The following is an 18233-nucleotide window of genomic DNA, read 5'->3' as shown; positions in this document are numbered from 1 at the left end:
TTCTTTATTTTTGAAATTAGTATTAGAACTGATAGCTCCAATGTGCCCAGACAGCGATGTTACTTTCGTCAGTACCATCTCTATTCTCTATAAAACTATATTCTGTCCCTAGCTCTATTTCACCACGCCTAATAGGGAAAAGGTAGCTAAAGTCTATGTTCCATGTGTTCTCACCGTTGGGGGAAACTTTATTACCACCGCCATCTTCGACCCAATTATTATCACCATTCTTGTTCAGTTCTAGGTAGCGAAGATTTGCTTTCCATCTGTGGGTAGTTGCATGTGAAAAACCGATAAAGCCTAAAGTATAAGTATTGGCATCGTTGTCGTAGGTTGAACCAAGAACACGATTATAATATCGATATCCTGAACGGTAGTTATGGTGCTCATAAGCGCAGTTCCCTCCACGGGTACCGCAAGTAGGATTAGTTTCAGAGTATTCAATAAAGGATGTAATTGAGTTTCCCAGCGCATCATAGGTTATATCAGCACCATACAAATAACTTTTTGCTTGGAATGGCGGAAACCTATCAAGTCTTACTCCATCTTCTCCCATTGACTCCCAGTATAAACTATACGGAATGCCATATGCGGTGTCTCCCCACCTAGCATCTACAGCCGCAAGCTGATTAACTTCCCCTGCATCTTCGTACTTATTATTGGTATCGCCAATAAGCATTTTCCACCAAGTATTGGCATTGCATTTTTGATTTCCACCGCAAAGCTGGGCTGTACGTGATACTCCAAACTCAAAATTAGGATGGGGCTTTATGGTTCCGCGAAAAGTCCATAACAGAGTGTCTTCCATAAAGCGTTCATCATTCATCCACCCTATACCAGTCGTTAAAGTCCATGGGCCAAGCCACTCAAGTACCGGAACGTCAAAGGCTTCAGGGTTATGTCTTGTTAGATTCACTGAGGGCAGAGGTCGCGCATTGGTACTCATTGTTAGAGCCGTGTCCCAACCAGGTCCATACCACTGCTGTTGATATCCAGCACTTAACACCCAGTTGCCCATTATCGCAGCAATATATGAACCATCGAGGCGTACATCTTCGTCATCTTGTGCATCATAAGCATAGGTTGCTTCTAGATTGTAAGCCCACCAACTGCCTTGGGTGCTGTATCCTGCTGTCACTTCAGCTTGTTCACGCATTGGTGTACCAAAGTGCTGAAAACGTGAAGCTTCAGAAGCGACACCCGCTTCCAGCTTTACACTGGCTTGCTGAGAGGCCTGAAATGCACGTTTTACTCGTCTAACGGCATCTACTGCCACCCCCGATTTTGCTTGATGGGCGTTTTTATTCACATCGTTGATAACCCCGTCCCACATTAAGGGATAGGTTGTGATGGGAACATTAATGATTCCTGCATTAGCAAGAAGCTGAAGATCAGCCCTGAGGTGTAGGTCATTGGGTTCAATCCATGGTTTAGCATGTGATAGGCTTGCAACGACCAAGGTGGAAAGTGCTAGTCCTTTGGCAAAAGTGCGCATCGGTGATTCCATACTTGTTGGTGTGTTGTACATTGTTCACTCGATCATACCGTATCTTCCTATGCCCTAACAACACACCATTTGTTCTGATTCAGTTGAAGATAAACTCATAAAATACTGATAAAGTATTGCCAATTTAAAAACTAGTTGTGTTAGGGAATAAAAAATGAAAATTGCTATTGCAGGTACGGGCTATGTCGGCCTATCAAACGCAATGTTGCTTTCACAAAATCATGATGTGATTGCTGTTGATATCATCGAAGAGAAAGTGAGCCTTCTTAATAATATGCACTCTCCAATTGTCGATGCAGAAATTTCAGACTTTCTTGCAAATAAAGAGCTGAACTTTACCGCGACTCTAGATAAAGAGTTAGCCTATAAAGATGCGCAGTATGTTGTTATTGCAACACCAACAGACTATGACCCTGAGACAAACTACTTTAATACCAAGTCCGTTGAAGCGGTCATTAAAGATGTAATGGCGATTAACCCTAATGCAGTAATGGTGATCAAATCGACCGTTCCTGTAGGTTACACTAAGCGAATCAGTGAAGAGCTGGGCACTGATAATTTATTGTTCTCTCCTGAATTTTTACGTGAAGGTCGTGCGCTGTATGACAACCTTCACCCATCACGTATTATCGTGGGTGAGCGTTCTGAACGAGCGAAAGTGTTTGCAGATTTGCTTCTTGAGGGCGCTGAAGAGACAGATGTACCTGTGTTATTTACAGATTCTACTGAAGCAGAAGCCGTGAAGTTATTCTCTAATACCTACCTAGCTTTGCGTGTGGCTTACTTCAATGAGCTTGATACCTACGCTGAAACTCATGGTTTGAACTCACGTCAAATTATTGAAGGTGTCGGCTTAGACCCACGTATAGGTGATCACTACAACAATCCATCATTTGGGTATGGTGGGTATTGCTTGCCAAAAGATACTAAGCAACTGCGTGCAAACTACCAAGACGTACCGAATGAGATTATCGGTGCAATCGTAGACGCAAACCGCACTCGTAAAGATTTTGTTGCTGACTCAATAATCAGCCGTAACCCTAAACGTGTGGGTATCTACCGCTTAATCATGAAGTCAGGCTCTGATAACTTCCGAGCGTCTAGCATTCAAGGTGTTATGAAGCGCATCAAGGCAAAAGGCATTGAGGTTGTGGTTTACGAGCCTGTTTTGAAAGAAGATGAATTCTTCCACTCAAAAGTGATGCGTGATCTGGAAGAGTTTAAAGCAAGCTGTGACGTGATTGTGTCAAACCGTATGGTTGATGAGATTCGTGATGTTGAAGAGAAAGTCTACACACGTGACCTCTTTGGTAGTGACTAAGTCAGCACTTTGACTGAGTAATAAGTAAAAACGCCTTGGCTTAGACCGGGCGTTTTTTTTTGTTTATGCGAAGTTATCCTTTTTTATTTCAATGGTTTAAAGCGCTAACGTTCTTTGCTACTACATGTTGTATGTAAATGGTTACATTTGTGTATTGTTTTTTTATTGGACCTGTCTCAATGTTGAGATAAGTCGCAAGTCGATATGCAATTGGTTGAAATTAAAGTTAGTTTGTATGATTTCTGTTCCAAAAATGCGCTAGTAAACGTCATTTCACTAAAATTAGGGAGTATTAAAGTGAAACTGTCGTACTGGGCATTAGCTCTGCCTGTTATCGCGTTAACAGGTTGTAATTCAAGTAGTGGTGGCTCTCCAAACCCACCAACCGATTCTCTATCTCAAATCTCTATTATTTCGAAACCAACAGAGTTAAATGTGGGTGAAAGCCTGACTCTTGAGGCGCTTGCTACATGGGAAAGTGGCAAAACACAGGACATTTCAACTACAGGAAGCTGGGCCGTTACCCCGATGGATGCCGCTAGTCTGAATGGTAATGTCCTGACCGCTATCGCAGCGGTTGAAACGGCGAGCCTGACCATCTCTTACCAAGGAAAATCAGATAGCACGAACTTCACTATCCTCGCTGAAGAAGAAGAGGTGACGTTAGATAGTCTTCTGCTGTCTGAGGCTAAACCTGAAATGCTGATAGGTGAAACTCAATCGCTTAAGCTGACGGCGGTTTACAGTAACGATCAACAAGTCGATGTGACGGAAAAGGCGAGTTGGAACAGCTCAGATGCATCGGTGGCTGAGGTGCAGTTAGGTACTATCTCTGCTCAAGGTGTAGGAAGTTCTTCTATCCAGGCAAGCTTTGAATCTTTTTCTCAAACGGTTTCTATCGAAGTATTAGCGCCAATTCCTGAGCTAGAGTCTGTTGCCATCCGAGGTGGTAGCGACAGTGTTATTGATGGCTACAATGTGTCTTTTGAAGCGTGGGCACTTTACAGTGATGAAAGTGAAGAGAAGATCACTGAAAAAGCGAGTTGGACTAGCTCAGATGAAAATGTCGCTACCTTTAACGGTAACGTGCTGCAAAGTCATTCCGACGGTAATACTGAGATTACGCTAACGTTTGAAGAGAAAGAAGCCAAGCAAGCTTTTACCGTTCTTCCAGCCGTGGCCGAGTCAATCTTGCCAAATATTTCTAGCAACAACACGTTGCAAATTACTGAAGATGACAAGCTGTATAATACGGTGTCGATAGAATTATCGAATGGCAAAACTGAGACATTCTCTGATGCTGAGTTTGTGTTTAACACCAGTGCTCGGGATGAACAAGGTTATAAAATGCTTGAGATGGATGAGTTGTATACTCGTGCGCTGCGCAGTGGTGAGACTGAGTTTGAGCTAAACAATATCCCACGCCTGTTGCAAAAACGATTGGATGAGTTACATATCGAGTATGAGCTTGATCGCAATGGTGAAATCGGCTCAGCTAAGATCGCACTAGAAGTGACTGATAACCCCGATGTTTACCAGTGGAATAAGCACACGTTCCCACAGCCCGAGAATGGTAAGTTTGTCTCTACTTTCACACAGGGGGGTAATATCTACTTCATCTGGGATATGGAAGAGGGCAATATTTCATTAGGTGTTGCCGTTTCGGTATTCGACGGAGAAACACTATCTGAGCCAGTGATGGTGCTTGAAAACGTCAAGACTCAAAGTAGACCTCACACTTATATGATCAACGGTGGTGGTAATGGCTATTTTGTCCTTAATGTGGAGTGGGCAAATAGAGAACAGGCAAGTTTTATTGTTAATGTTGACAACTTAGAGGCTGAACCTCATAAGGTGGACTTTAGTTCTGCTAGCTTTGATTCTTTCCCTTATTTGCACCAAAGAGGGATGCTTGCGTTTAACAAGCAAGGTCACTTGATCCTGGCGTATCCTGACAGTAATAATGCAGGTTTGCTACCTTTCCATCGTTATCGTCCAGAGTTATCACAATGGGTTGAGCGTGAATTTGAATTGCCTATCTCGCGTTGGCGTATGGGCCAACAAATGGTGCATTCGAATCATATGATGGCAATTGATACACCGTTGCAAGGGAAGCCCACCTTTTACTTTGTTGAGCTCGATGAGCTTGAAGTTGGTTACTCCGTTCAGTTGCAATATCCACAAACTGACAAGACTGATAATTGCGGCTCGGATCCAATGCTTGGCGTCAGTTTGACTAGCGAATTAGACGTATTCTCGGTTTATTGCTTTGGTTATGAAGGACTGTCTGGTACAGCTTTAGAGCGATATTTATGGACAGCCCCACAAGATTACCCTCATGTATACACGCCAGAGCAGGGGGCTTCACTGATCGGGCATAAAGGTGATCATCGACCAAGTGTTGCGCATATCGGTGACAAAGTAGTTGGCTCTTATGCTTACGTGAAAAACGGTAATTCCTCGAACTCTCGTCATATTGATAGTGCGACGGAAGATGGGTTTTCAACACAGACATTTGAAATGACTAAAGATGGTCAAGTCATCAATTACGCTTATACCAGCTCAAGCTACAACCAAGTAATAGATTCGTCTCACATGGCTCAGCGTAATCCGCATGTCGAAGATGAAACCGTATACATTCATTATGATGCGATTTCGGTATGGAATGAAAAAGAGCAAACATGGAGTGTGGACGAGAACATGTTTGGTACTCAATACCTGTCGACTTTTAGTCAAAGTGGAATGGGCAATCGATATCTCTATAACCTCAATGGAGGTTGGCATTATATTTCCCATGACTCAAGGAACGGTGGGCGGATTGATTTTGTGAGTTTCCAGATGCGCAATCCGAATCTAGCGGACTAGTGCTGTCATTAATTATCTATGCTTTAGGCTCCTTCGGGAGCCTTTTTTGTTATTGAACTTGAAACAGTTATAGTAATTTTTTCAACAAAATAATTTGGAATAACAGATATAGTTTCTACTCTATCTTGGAGTTAGTTCGTCAAATCGAGCCGAGCCTTACGAGTGTGCTGCTAACCAATTTGTTTAGAACTTGGGTGGCTTATTATCAAGCAAGGAAGTGACTATCGTTGATAAGTCACCCCCAATTTTTAGGGCTAGGGAACTATGAATCGAATAAAAACAACCCTGATATTAGGGTTACTCACAGTGGGGTTGATTGGCTGCTCTGACTCAGATAGTGCGACCAACCCAGAACCAACACCACCACCTCAAGCACAAGAGTTTTCAACCGTATTATCATTGGTTGTACCTGACAGCAATGGCAACCCGCGAACGGATCTCACCAACGCAAAAGCAGATGTCTTCGTTACTACCTCCACAACTGAACAACTGGTCGCTGCACGCAATAGTGATGAAGTGAGAGTGGTTGATGGGCAAGGTGAGACTATTACGTCGATAGAGATACCGGCCACTGGTATAGCTGCGGCAGCGTTAATGTACAACGAGGGCTTCTTTGAAGCAGGTGGTATTGCCATTATTGATTTTGTGGTATCAGCCGATGGGAATTACGCCAATAAGGTAACAGCGGTAGTCGATCAAAGCGCAGTGCAATCTGGAACGATTTCAGTCGAAGCGCAATTAACCTCCAAACAATTTGACGCTGAAGAAGAAGGGATTGCTATCGCATCCGCTCCTGAGGTTAAAACCAGTGCCAGTGATGTCTCGGTGGATGAGGAAGCTAAAACTGCGGTTATTTTGGTGCCGATAGAGTCATCGACTCCGACCTTCTCAGATTCAGAAGAACTGCAAGAAGTTAATCAGGGGGGGAAAGCAGAAGTATCGATTCCGGCTAACACTACTCTGGTTGCGAAAAATGCCGCAGGAGAGACGGTACCGATCGTTGGCGCTCTCTCTACGAATGTGGCCTATTTCTCTGCCGATCCCTCTAATGCCGCTGATGAGTCTTTGTCTCCACTGAACCAATTTCCTGGCGGTTTATCACCAGAAAGTGTTGTCGGTATCGATGGTGGTGAAGAGGGAGGAAATTTCATTAGTGCAGGCTTTGTGGCTATAGAAATTGCCGATGAGGCGGGAAATCTAGTTCGTGAGTTTAGTTCTGGTAACGATGAAGACGCAAAACCGGTGCAAATTACCTTTACGGTTCCTGCTGGCACTAAAGATGACGAAGGTAACGAAGTCAAAGAAGGGAGTGTTATTCCTTTCTGGAGTTACGATGAGTCTACCGGACAATGGGCCTATGAAGGCGAAGTCACGCTCTCTGCTGCAAATAGTGATGGTAACTTCCCTGCCGTTGCTGCAGTTGATCACTTGTCCTATTTTAACCTCGATTATTTTGGTCAAGACCGCTGTAATATTCAGATGACTGTATCTGACTCTGTGGGTGAGACTTCAGAAAATCTTAACTTTGCTATGCGCCGCTCAGCTGGTGGCTGGAACAAATACAAAACGACGTATGACAATAGTCCTAATATTACAGTCGTAAATGTTCCTCCTTATGATGGAACCTTCTCGATGAACTTTCGTGGTGTAGATGGTTCTGCTATCTCAGCATTAAGCCTAACCGATGGCAGTGGAAATGCATTACCCAGTGGTACCGTCGGTGCTGATGGTGTGGTGACAGGCCTGAACTTCTGTGGTGGTGATGGTGAGCGAGGTAGACAGGTAAATTACGTCGTGACATTAGATGCGACGCCGCCGGTTCGCTATGACGTGCCTTTCTCTATTGTTGATCAGTGTACTGATAGCAACCTGTCAACGCAGCAACCGGGCTACATTTATATCTACGAAAATGGACGTTGGGTAACCTGGCTCTATAGTTCTTCCACTTCTACTGTCTCTAAAACGTTAGAAGAGGGCAGCTATTCCGCTACTATCTATGTTTGGAATGTTGAAAAAGGTTACTACGATAGTTTCGTAGAAACATTCAGCGTCGATAGTGATGCTCCGGTTGTCTTTACTAGAAACTTTATCTGTGACCCATCCGGGGGGACTGGTGCCAGTGCCGGTGGTGGTACAGGGAACTAAATCACTAAGGTATTTATCCAAAGAGGCCTAACGGCCTCTTTTTTTTTGCCGCAATATAAACGGCTTTTGGCTTGCGGAAATTTAATTTATTCAATTATCAATAGACAAAACTTTGAAGCTAGTTCAAAGAATTGTCATACTTATGCAACCAATTTATTTGAAACTGCGATAGTAAAGTTGTGATTAATACTTTAGTATATGCCAATCTGGAGTAGTGAACTCTTTGGCCTTTTAATTACTCGACTTATCAATAACGTAGTTGGAAATGGATTTGTTTTATCGACACAAGGTTGTGGCAGTAGAGCCAGCTTTTGCTCGTCTCTACAAAAGACGCGACTTTCAGCGCACGGCTTTGTGCTTTTCAATCGCACTCTCATTAGGCTCTCTTCATGCAGATGATGAAGTTGGGCGGTTAACCTATACCCCTTTCCATAACTCGATGGCTCAAACGGGGGGGACTGGCTTGCTGCGTACCCCTCATGCGCAAGTCTTACCCTTTGGCGATATTAACTTTAGTTATCATCATGAAGACAATATTGATACGTCAACGATTCACGGTATCGGTGCTCATAACACGGTCATGATGGGCGTGGGTATCTTCCCGCACTTAGAGCTTGTGGTTCAAAATACGCACAAAGACTTTAGTGGTGAGCCTTGGGAGCCAGCAACTTCAAGTGATCTCTCTGTTTCAGGTAAAGTGAACTTTGATTGGTTGATTCCGACCGATTGGTTCCAGTTTGCTGTCGGTATTCAGGATGTGGGTGGTGAAGCCAGCTTCCATGAGACTTATTATGCGGTTGCTAGTAAACGTTTTTATGATTTTCGTTTCTCGCTAGGTTACGGCTATAACGACGAAGAGACTCTGTATGAACACCAAATGGGCTCAGATTATCTGTCTGGCGCATTTGGAGGAGTTGAATATCAGCCTTTGTCTTGGTTACAGCTCGTGGGAGACTATGACGGTACGGGTCTCAATGCTGGTGTAAAAGCTTTTACACCATCTTCTTGGTTACCATGGGGGCTTCAGGCCAATATTAGTTACCAAGCTTATTCTGATTCATCGACTCCAGGGCGTGATAATCAATGGATTGGTGCAGGGTTAACTTTGCCGCTTGCTGGTTCAAACTATTCGACCCGTTACAATCGTGACACTTCAGTGGGCGTTGATTCAGAAGAGCCAACCGTTGCAGTAAGGGAAGCGTCGATGGCCGAGTTTGCACTTGCTTCTCGTGCTACCGATAAAGACCAGCCCAAAACAAGTATTGAGCAAGCTTTACTTGAACCGACACCAGTGGTACCAGCCGTTGCGCCTGAAGTTGCTGAGCAGCTACTGAGCCAAAGGCTTGTTGAGTATGGTTTTGAGAATGTTTCCGTTGGTAGTGCCGGCTCTGAGTTGATTGTTCGAGCTGAAAATAACTTATTTAACCAAAATGAGCTGGATGCAATCGGTGTCATTCTTGGTTTTATTAGTGAACAGTCCAGCTACCCCGCATTTAGCTTGTATCTGTTGAATAATAATATTCCGGTGATCAAAGTGGCGGGCAGTGAACAAGACCTGGCCGACATTTTCCATTCAAATTATACACCTCTTTCTAGGCTCACCGTCAGTGATGGTCATGATCAGCATGATCATGTTGCTTGGGTATCAGAGCGAGAGAATAGTCATACGTTGAAACCTCGAGTTATCCTCTCTCCAAGCTTGTACTCAACCATTGGTACTGAGCTAGGAGTGTTTGATTACTCTCTTGCACTGTCGACAAACTTACAAGTGCCAGTCTGGACTGGGGGGTTAGTCGATGTGCGTCACATGCTGCCTATCGCTAACTCTGATGATTATGAACCAGGGGAGTATTTTGGCAACGATCGTCACCAGAGTGAGATTGACCGAGCGCTGATCCACCAAGGCTTTAAGCTTCCTCAAGATGCTTTTGCACAAGTGAGTGTAGGGCAGATCAAAACGGATTATCTAGGTGGTACGGGTGAGCTGCGCTGGCAGTCGCCTGAGGGGACCCACAAATTTGGCTTAGAGGCCTCTTATTATGAACACAAGGACAACAGCAATGCGCGCAACGCAACGCCTGTTCTTGCACATTATCGTTATTATTTCGACCAGTATGATTGGGCCCTAGAGGCGAATGCTGGTGAATATTGGGCTGGTGATACAGGTTTTAAAATCACGAGTAAACACTGGTTCGGTGATACGGCAGTAAGCATCTTCTTTGAGCACACAGATAGCAGCTTTGCTGGGCTGAACATTGCTCTGCCTCTGACCTTCAGAAAAGACATGGCACCAGACCCAATTCAGATTCGCGGTATCGAACAGTGGACGTGGGGCTACCGCACCATGGTTCGAAACGAGAATAACTTCCTTGACGGCACCCTTGTGCAGGAAGTGGATCTACAAAATCGTATTGATCGAAATTACTACAACCGAGATAGGCTCTCTGCGCGTTATATCAACTCGAATTTAGAAAGGCTTCGAGACGCCTACCTGCTGTATCGATAAGTTGTGTAGTTTCAAATTTAATAGGCTAGGAAATAGGGGAAAACAATGATGAAAAAATCATTCTTGGCACTGGCAGTGGTGTCTTCATGCGCGGCATATGCCGCAACTGCACAAGAAACGAACCCGACTTTTTACGTTGCTGCACAAGTGGGTGGCAGTAGTGTAACGGATATGGATAGAACTGCGACTCAAGGTACAGGTATCGACAAAAACACAACAGTGTGGGGTCTATATGGTGGCTTGAAATTCGACACTGTGCCATGGCTAGCCCTTGAGGTAGGTTATGTTGATCTAGGTAAGATCAAGTTTGATAACGCGAACGCAGATTTCCAAGCTTCTGGCTTTGATTTTGGCGCGAAGTTTATCCACTCGGTGAATGAAAAATTTGACGTATTTGCTCGTCTTGGTGGTATTGCTTACGACTGGGATGCGAATGGCGATGCATGTTGTAGTGATTCGGATGTATCTGCAACCGTTGGTCTAGGTGGTGCATACAACTTCCAAGAAAATTGGAGCGCGCTACTGGATTACAAATTCTACAACAATATCGGGGGCTCTCCTGATTTTCACACATACAACATTGGTGTGCAGTACACATTCTAATTTGGGCTTCCCAATTAAGATTGTGTCTTAAGGGATTGAAATTTTTAAAGGTATAAGCAATGAAAAAAACGATATTAGCAACAATGATCGGTATGGCAGTGCTAACAGGTTGTGAGCGCTCAGATAACCAAAATGAGGTGGCGATTCCAGTGCCACCACCAGCAGCAGAAGAGTTTAATTCACCGCTTTCTATCTTCTTTGAAGGTATGGGTGAAGGCTCGTTAACAGATACAGAAGTTCGCTTCAACTTATCTGGTTCTGCAATTGAGCTTGATGCGCTAGACGTGAGTGGTGCTGAAATCGATAGCACTGAAGGCCGTAATGATACTGAAGTGAAACAGAATAAGTATGTATCTTCTACTGGTGGCTTCATTCTATCTCGTACTGATGCATCAAGTTTAGACGAAATTCAATTAGATCTAGTTGTCTTTGTTGATGGCTACTTCACAACGGGTCAAACAATCATCATCCCAGCAGCAGCTGACATTCCAGAAGATGGTGCAGGTTTTGTGGTTGTCACTGTTACGCCAAATGTTGTTGATGACTCAGGTGAGTCAACAACAGCCGTTACTGGTAGTACAGAAACCGTTAAAGTAAATGATGACGGTACAGTTGCTGAAGAGATTGTAATCTCTACACCAGTACCTCAAGAGGGTGATAAGAACGAAGAAGCCGTTGCTGGTGGTACCGTTGACCTTGCTATCCCTGCAGGCACGACTCTAAAAGATAGAGAAGGTAATGTGGTTACAGGTCCAATTGAAGCAAACGTGGTTTACTTCTCAAATGAGCCTGTAGGCACGACTGATCTTGATACTGAATCAGCTCTTCTCTCTTTCCCTGGTGGTTTAGCACCAAGTCAGATTCTTGATGAAGATGGTAACCCAGATGAAGAACTCTCAGAGATCACTTTCATTTCAGCGGGCTTCACAGCAATCGAAATGCGTACTGAAGATGGCACCCTTGTAAGGGACTTTGAGCCACCGATTGATCTAACTTTCCAAGTTTCTGCAGAGACAGTGAACCCGGACACAGGTAATAAGGTTCAGACTGGTGAGACTATTCCTGTGTGGTCTTATGATGAGCTTGAAGGTTTGTGGAAAGCTGAAGGTGATGCGGAAGTTGGTGTATTTAACGAAGATTCGAACACCTTTACTGTAACCAAGCAAATCAGCCACCTTTCTTACTACAACCTTGATTATAAAGCTGAGCGTTGTGATGTTGAATTCACGGTTAGAGATTCTGTAACTGAGAACTATAGACCTCGCGTACTATTCGTTCGTGATGGTGGTGGTTGGACTGGTCAAGCTGTAGTGAGTTTTGGCACACATACCTACCGTAATGTTCCTGAAAATGGTGAAGGAACAGTCGCTATTACTAAGTACCGCACAACCAGAGCAGCGAGCTTAATTAAGAGTGCAGTTGATAAAGATGGTAATGCAATCAACGTAAACACTGATGGTACGTTGACAGCAAACTTCTGTAGTTTAGATGGAGCTACATTCACAGTTGAGTCAGAAGTTGTTGATAATGCTGATTACTCTGTGTCACTACAAAGTGTTTGTGAAGGCAATGGTGAAACAACACCTCAGCCAGGTTATGTTCGTTATTACAAAGCGGTTGGTGACCAAAACTACTCTCTGGGTGGCTTCAGCATTGGTAAAGGCAGCACTAGCACATTGAGTCTAGAGCCGGGTACTTACGAGTTCCACGGTGAACTGCGTGGCAATAACTTGAAGGGTGAAACTAAGACGTTTAATCGAGTAGAGCTAACTTCAGGTCAGAACATTGTAGATACACTCGACTTTATGGTCCCAGCATCTGAATGTGTTGTTACCGGCGGCACAGGCGGTAACGGCGGTGGTGGCGGTACTGGTAGCTAATCCAGTATCAAATCCATTCGATTAAATAAAAAGGGAGCAGGCGCTCCCTTTTTATTTGGGTTTTTTTGAGTAAGTTGCTGGGCTTTACCCGTGTTGTAACGTACCTCGTAAGTCAGCTTTTGTATCTCGTGCTGATTAGCGGGGATAAGCCGCTATTTGCTTTCTTTACTGAGAGAGAGGCAATACCAGACGCTGGCACAAGCAATAAGCGTATAGCTCACCAACTCTGTCCCCTCTTCGGCTGTATTTTTGGCTGAACGAGCATACCCACCTTCTAATAAATGCTGCCAAAGATCCCCCATACCGAAAAGACGTGAGAAAACCATGAGCATTGACATGGCACCTAGCATGAGACCGAAGCTTGGGTGCTGCATATATTGGGCTAGTGAGTCGAGAGTGGCTTCACGATGCAGGAATAGGCTGTAATAGCACGCTCCGATAGCGATAATCCAGGCTGGATACTTCCAAAAACCATGGGTGATTTGATCGAATACTCCGTCAAGCTCTCTGATAAGTAAGCAGCTAAAGAAGGCGCTCATCAGAAATAGAAAACTTCTTTGAGCTTGGATTCTTCGGCCAGCGACAAAGAGCATGACAATTAAAAACAGAAGAATAAGGTCTTGGCAGTATTCGATGAGTGAATCCTCACCGGCTTTGCTGTCTAGTAGTCTAACGTCTGCATGTATTACCAATGCAGCTAAAGCGGTAATAGTGAAGCATAAGAAACTTTTCTTTATCAGGCTCAATAGAGGTTGGGGCATAAAGCATCCTTTTTGTATTTATTCCCTATAGTTAGGCTAGAAAAGGACGATGTAAATCTCAATTTTATAATCAGCTTCTTTGAAGCTATGCATTATTTTGTGTGAGTGATTCCTATGATGAGGCTTAGCCTAATAAAATAGGCTAATTCTAGTAAGAGAATTGGTGACTTGAGTCGTCTTGATAAACTCTTGCCATTGTTCACTCTACGTTCACACTATTAATGTTTATAATGCGCGCTCAATCTACAATTTCTATGCATTTTCAAGGACGTCCATGAATCCCCAAACTCATCTGTCGTTAGGCTCATTGTGTGCGTTAGCGCTCAGCAGCTCTGTTTACGCCTCTGATATAGAGCCTCTATTTGAAACCCCTGAATACCTTGAACATACCTGGGTGGACGAGGTGCTTGACGTGTTTGGTGCGGATGGTGAGTTTGATGAGAATAAAACCATCGATATGAGTTACTTGCCAACGGCTTACTACACACCTGAGAAGAAGTTTGGTGTGGGGCTGTTGATGGTGGGCTTGTATCATACCGAGGGCTCAAGTAGCACGGAGCAGCCTTCTTCTTTGGTGGTGAACTCGTTTATCTCTCAGAACAAGTCCTATGGCGTGTCGATTGAGAACATGACCTATTTCAATCAAGGTAAGCAGCGCTTGCTGCTCGATGTTGAGCTGCATAATGAAGCTTCCGTGTATTACGGCAAAGGGATCGCTGCGGGTGATGTGGATAGTAATAAGCATGAGTTCGATGAGATCTTATACTCCTTCAAACCAACGTGGATGACAGCCTTTGGTCATCATTACTACCTTGGCTTAGGCGGTGATGTGACTTATGCCAAGGCGGATAAGCTTGAGCACAGCGAAAGCGGTAGCGCAGTATCGAGTCGTGAACTGCCAAGTGGTACCAGTGCGGGTGTCGTGATATCGAGCATTTATGACTCGCGTGACTATCGCCTGAATGCCAGCAAGGGTTGGCTGTTTCAGTTAGATGCAGGCGTCTATCAAGACTTTGAGAGCGACAATACCTACAGCTTGTATGATGTAGAGTTGGCGAACTACGTGAACCTGAACCCCGTACCAGGCCTTATCGCATGGCAAGTGCAAGGTCAGTTTAGTGAGGGTGACGTGCCTTGGTATGCTTTGCCAGATTTAGGTGGTTCAAGTGCGATGCGTGGGTACATCAAAGGACGCTATCGTGATGATCATATGATGATGGGGCAGGTGGAGTACCGCGTGCCGATTGTTCAGCGCTTGGGAATGGTTTTTTGGGGCGCGGCGGGCAGTGTTGCCCCTTCAGTTTCTGCACTGAGTGATGATATTCTTACCTCTTACGGTACGGGCTTTCGCTTCCGTATCAAAGATAAAATCAATTTAAGAGCAGATGTCGGGTTCGGTCAGAATGAAACCGCCTTCTACCTCAACGTCAACGAAGTATTTTAGGGTAGTGATATGATGAAGTATTGTGCAGTGGGCTGTTTAACACTGCTGACCAGTTTTGCTGTGCAGGCTCAACCGCAGGCTTCATCAACTCCTCAGGGTGCAGTGCAATCTTGTGAGAAAACGGCGTACTACCATATTTATCTGAGTGGCATTCGTACCGGCTACATGAATCGCACAGAGTTCTGGGAAGGCACGAATGCGACAGTGACTTCACAAAGTAAAGCCAGCATCTTGGGTATTGGCACTCAATATGACCAAGAGGCGACACTGACTTGGTCGGAATCGAGTGATAGCTGGCTGACGACTTCATTCCATCAAGTGGTGTCTGGCTTTAAGAGCCGTGACATGAAGGTGAGCTTTTCTGATGATGGTAGCGAAACGCAGGTCGATCTTAATGGAGAAGTGACTGAGTATCAAAATAATGGTGAGCCGCTTCGAGACGTAGATACCCTGTCAGTACAGATCCGCCAGCATGTGTTGGATGGCGATAAGTCGTTCTCATTAACTCGCCAAGCAACGGATGGCCCAGAGCCGTATAACTACGAAGTACGAGAGTTGACCACTATTAAACTCGATAAATGGGGTGAGATAGAGGTGATTCCTGTTAAGCAGACTGGGGAGGAGCGTATTACGTTTTGGTATGCCCCGTCGCTCGATCATCAGCTGGTTAAGGCGCGTTATCATGGTTTTTTGCTGCAGGGTGGGGCGGAGCTTCAAAGGTATGAAAGCAGTTGTGAGGGTAAGTAACGGTATTGCTTTGAGTGTTGTGAACACTTTGAGTAGATGCTGAAACGAGTTCAGCATGACGGTGTGGGGCGGCATGGTAAACTCTTGAGTACAGCAATGCTAAACCTGGTTGAATTGCTATGACTTAGCCAAATGATAGTAATGTCGTCACCCTGAATTAGGGCCCTTAGACACATGAGTTCGTCACCCTGAATTTATTTCAGGGCCTGCTTATCGCGAGTTCTGTCCCTAGATTCTGAAATAAATTCAGAATGACAGATTTAGGGCGCTTATGCTCAAATAAGTGCGTCACCCTTAATTTATTTCAGGGTCTACTTACCACGTGCACCAAGTCACAAATTATCAACGCTCTATGTCGCTTAAGGGTGAAATCCACTGACACCTGTCGCGTTTAAAGTCGCATAAGTAAATCCCATGCCAACCTAATCCATAATCAAACCTCAGCAATCAATATGGATAGAGCGATGGAGAAGCCCCCCTTCGTATACATGATGGCATCAGCAAATAGAAAAGCGCTTTATATTGGTGTCACTACCAATTTACAGGGAAGAGTGTGGCAGCATAAGAACGGTGTCGTTGATGGATTTAGCAAAAAGTACCAAACCCACCGACTTGTCTTCTTCGAACAGTATCAGGATATCATTGCTGCCATTGCACGTGAAAAGCAACTAAAGAACTGGCATCGACAGTGGAAAATAACCTTGTTGAGCAACGAAACCCGCAATGGTTGGATTTATCGCTCGGCTTTTAAAGCAGCTGCTTCAATAGCCCATCCGCCTTAACGCGCTTAATCTTGCGAATCAATCGCTGTGCCGACTCCGGATAGTTCTCAATCTTCTCTACTTGCTTGTAAGTGCAAATTAGCTGCGTGTGCTCGAGGATCTGTTCGCGCTCAGCCTCTAACTTATCGTTGAGGAGGTGGTAGTGATCTTGAATTAGGATGGCGTTTTCTAGATCCAGCTTCCAAGCGCGTGGGTTGATGTTGTTACCTGTGATCAGCATGTAGCGCTTATCAATCCACATCCCTTTTAGGTGATAGCTGTTGGCATCGTGTTTCCAGAGGCGAATCGATAACTTGCGGCTAGCGATGTGTGACTCGTTGGCTTTGGCAAAGCGGCGTAGGTTCATCTCGTAGAGATATGGCACACCACCGATGGTTTTGAACTCTTCTTCTGGTGAAATGAAGAAATCGTTCGCCGTTTTATCACCCACTACGATCGTCACTTGAACGCCACGCTTGAGGGCTTTACGCACTTCTTTTGCCACACTGCGTGGGAAGTTGAAGTATGGCGTGCAGATGAACACTTCATCTTTGGCAGAAGCAATCAATTGAGTGATGGTTTTATTAAGCTTGTTGCGCTTGTTGCCTAGGCCAACTAGAGGTGTGATAGCCACATGTCCAGAGTCGACCTCTTGCGATGTGAACTGGTATTCCGAGCGCGCGAGTGCCGAGCGGAACTGGCGAATATCAGACTTAATCTCTTTGGTTTGAGGCTTACTTGCACTGGTCAGATCGTTCACTGCAGGATGGTCAATCATTTCGGTTTGCACGAAGTTCACCATGCTGTCAGCAAGCGCTTGGTGCTTGAAGATATGGTAACGGTCGTAGCGATAGCGCTCTTCTTGGTGAAGATAGATGTTGTTGAGGCTCGCACCACTATAGATGACTTCATCATCAACCACATAGCCTTTAAGGTGCAGTACCCCAAATACTTCACGACCACGCACAGGAATGCCGTAAACCGGCACTTTGTGCTCATGGTTATTGGCATATTGCTTGTACATCTGCGCATTGCCTTCTGAGCTTTCAGCGCCAATAAGGCCACGTTGTGCACGGTGCCAGTCAACACAGACTTTGATATCTAACTCTGAGTCACGCTGTTTTGCAGCATACAGCGCATCCATAATTTCACGCCCAGCTTCATCATCTTCCAAGTACAGAGCGACCAAATAAATGCGCTCAGTTGCCCCAGCGATAGCTTCAAGTAACTTCGCCTTGAAGGCTTTGGCCGAATGCAGCACATCAAAGTGCTCCGGCGCGATAGCGAGGGTTGGAAGTTGTGAAAGTAGATTGCGAGTGACCATCATGGTGTCAGTGTTACCTATCTGTATGCAAAATTGCGAACACTGGATATTAGCAAATTTCTATTTCCCAAGTATAGAAATAGCGCACAGAAGGGGGGAACAAATGTAACTGGGTGTGAGGTTCATGCCTATTATGCAGCTTTGAATAGTGGGGAATGGCTGTTGAAGTTGTCCTACCCGAAATCGTCATCCAACACCAAAGATGTCTTCCTGAACATGTTTCAGAATCTACTGACCACGCGCTAGAAGTTTGTCGCCAATCCTACCTAGATGCTGAAATAAATTCAGCATGACGAATATGAGCCAAACTACCAATGGACGTCATCCTGAACTTGTTTCAGGATCTACTGACCACGCACAAGATGTCAG

The 18233-nt window shown here is 44.8% G+C and carries 12 protein-coding genes; 9 read left to right on the top strand and 3 right to left on the bottom strand.

Features of this window, described 5'->3' with window-relative positions:
- Nucleotides 1–22: 22 nt before the first annotated feature.
- Nucleotides 23–1528: a capsule assembly Wzi family protein gene (locus tag GT360_RS13375; RefSeq protein WP_164649327.1), complete on the bottom strand. Its 1506-nt coding sequence runs from the start codon at nt 1526–1528 to the stop codon at nt 23–25.
- Between the two features lie 133 nt (nt 1529–1661).
- On the opposite strand from GT360_RS13375, the gene GT360_RS13370 reads away from it, so the two are divergent.
- From GT360_RS13370 to GT360_RS13345, 6 genes are all read left to right on the top strand, one after another.
- Nucleotides 1662–2828, top strand: coding sequence for a nucleotide sugar dehydrogenase (locus tag GT360_RS13370; RefSeq protein ID WP_164649326.1), 1167 nt, complete (start codon nt 1662–1664; stop codon nt 2826–2828).
- Between the two features lie 297 nt (nt 2829–3125).
- Nucleotides 3126–5693, top strand: a complete 2568-nt coding sequence (locus tag GT360_RS13365) for an Ig-like domain-containing protein (protein ID WP_164649325.1) — start codon at nt 3126–3128, stop codon at nt 5691–5693.
- 264 nt (nt 5694–5957) lie between these two features.
- Nucleotides 5958–7838, top strand: a complete 1881-nt coding sequence (locus GT360_RS13360; RefSeq protein ID WP_164649324.1) for a hypothetical protein — start codon at nt 5958–5960, stop codon at nt 7836–7838.
- Between the two features lie 265 nt (nt 7839–8103).
- On the top strand, nt 8104–10344 hold the full coding sequence (locus GT360_RS13355) for a YjbH domain-containing protein (RefSeq protein ID WP_164649323.1): 2241 nt from the start codon (nt 8104–8106) through the stop codon (nt 10342–10344).
- Between the two features lie 45 nt (nt 10345–10389).
- Nucleotides 10390–10947 (top strand): outer membrane beta-barrel protein, encoded by a 558-nt coding sequence (locus tag GT360_RS13350; RefSeq protein WP_164649322.1) that lies wholly within the window; start codon nt 10390–10392, stop codon nt 10945–10947.
- 59 nt (nt 10948–11006) lie between these two features.
- Entirely contained in the window at nt 11007–12827 is a 1821-nt protein-coding gene (locus tag GT360_RS13345) for a flagellar basal body L-ring protein FlgH (RefSeq protein ID WP_164649321.1), read from the top strand.
- 152 nt (nt 12828–12979) lie between these two features.
- On the opposite strand, the gene GT360_RS13340 is transcribed toward GT360_RS13345, so the two are convergent.
- Complete coding sequence (locus GT360_RS13340; protein ID WP_164649320.1) at nt 12980–13588, bottom strand: hypothetical protein; 609 nt, start codon at nt 13586–13588, stop codon at nt 12980–12982.
- 274 nt (nt 13589–13862) lie between these two features.
- Between GT360_RS13340 and GT360_RS13335 the strand changes: the two genes are divergently transcribed.
- From GT360_RS13335 to GT360_RS13325, 3 genes are all read left to right on the top strand, one after another.
- A complete protein-coding gene (locus tag GT360_RS13335; protein ID WP_164649319.1) occupies nt 13863–15032 on the top strand; it encodes a BamA/TamA family outer membrane protein in 1170 nt (389 codons plus the stop codon).
- Between the two features lie 9 nt (nt 15033–15041).
- Entirely contained in the window at nt 15042–15779 is a 738-nt protein-coding gene (locus GT360_RS13330) for a DUF3108 domain-containing protein (protein WP_239502557.1), read from the top strand.
- A 464-nt stretch (nt 15780–16243) separates the two neighbouring features.
- Nucleotides 16244–16561, top strand: coding sequence for a GIY-YIG nuclease family protein (locus tag GT360_RS13325; RefSeq protein ID WP_164649318.1), 318 nt, complete (start codon nt 16244–16246; stop codon nt 16559–16561).
- Here the strand turns inward: GT360_RS13325 and pssA are convergent.
- Nucleotides 16527–17867: a CDP-diacylglycerol--serine O-phosphatidyltransferase gene (pssA, locus tag GT360_RS13320; protein ID WP_164649317.1), complete on the bottom strand. Its 1341-nt coding sequence runs from the start codon at nt 17865–17867 to the stop codon at nt 16527–16529. The genes GT360_RS13325 and pssA overlap by 35 nt on opposite strands.
- Nucleotides 17868–18233 lie beyond the last annotated feature (366 nt).

It is taken from the genome of Vibrio astriarenae (assembly GCF_010587385.1).
Classification (GTDB): Bacteria; Pseudomonadota; Gammaproteobacteria; order Enterobacterales; family Vibrionaceae; genus Vibrio; species Vibrio astriarenae.
Note: the sequence above shows the minus strand (reverse complement) of the source record. Positions and strands in the feature narration are given on the sequence as shown.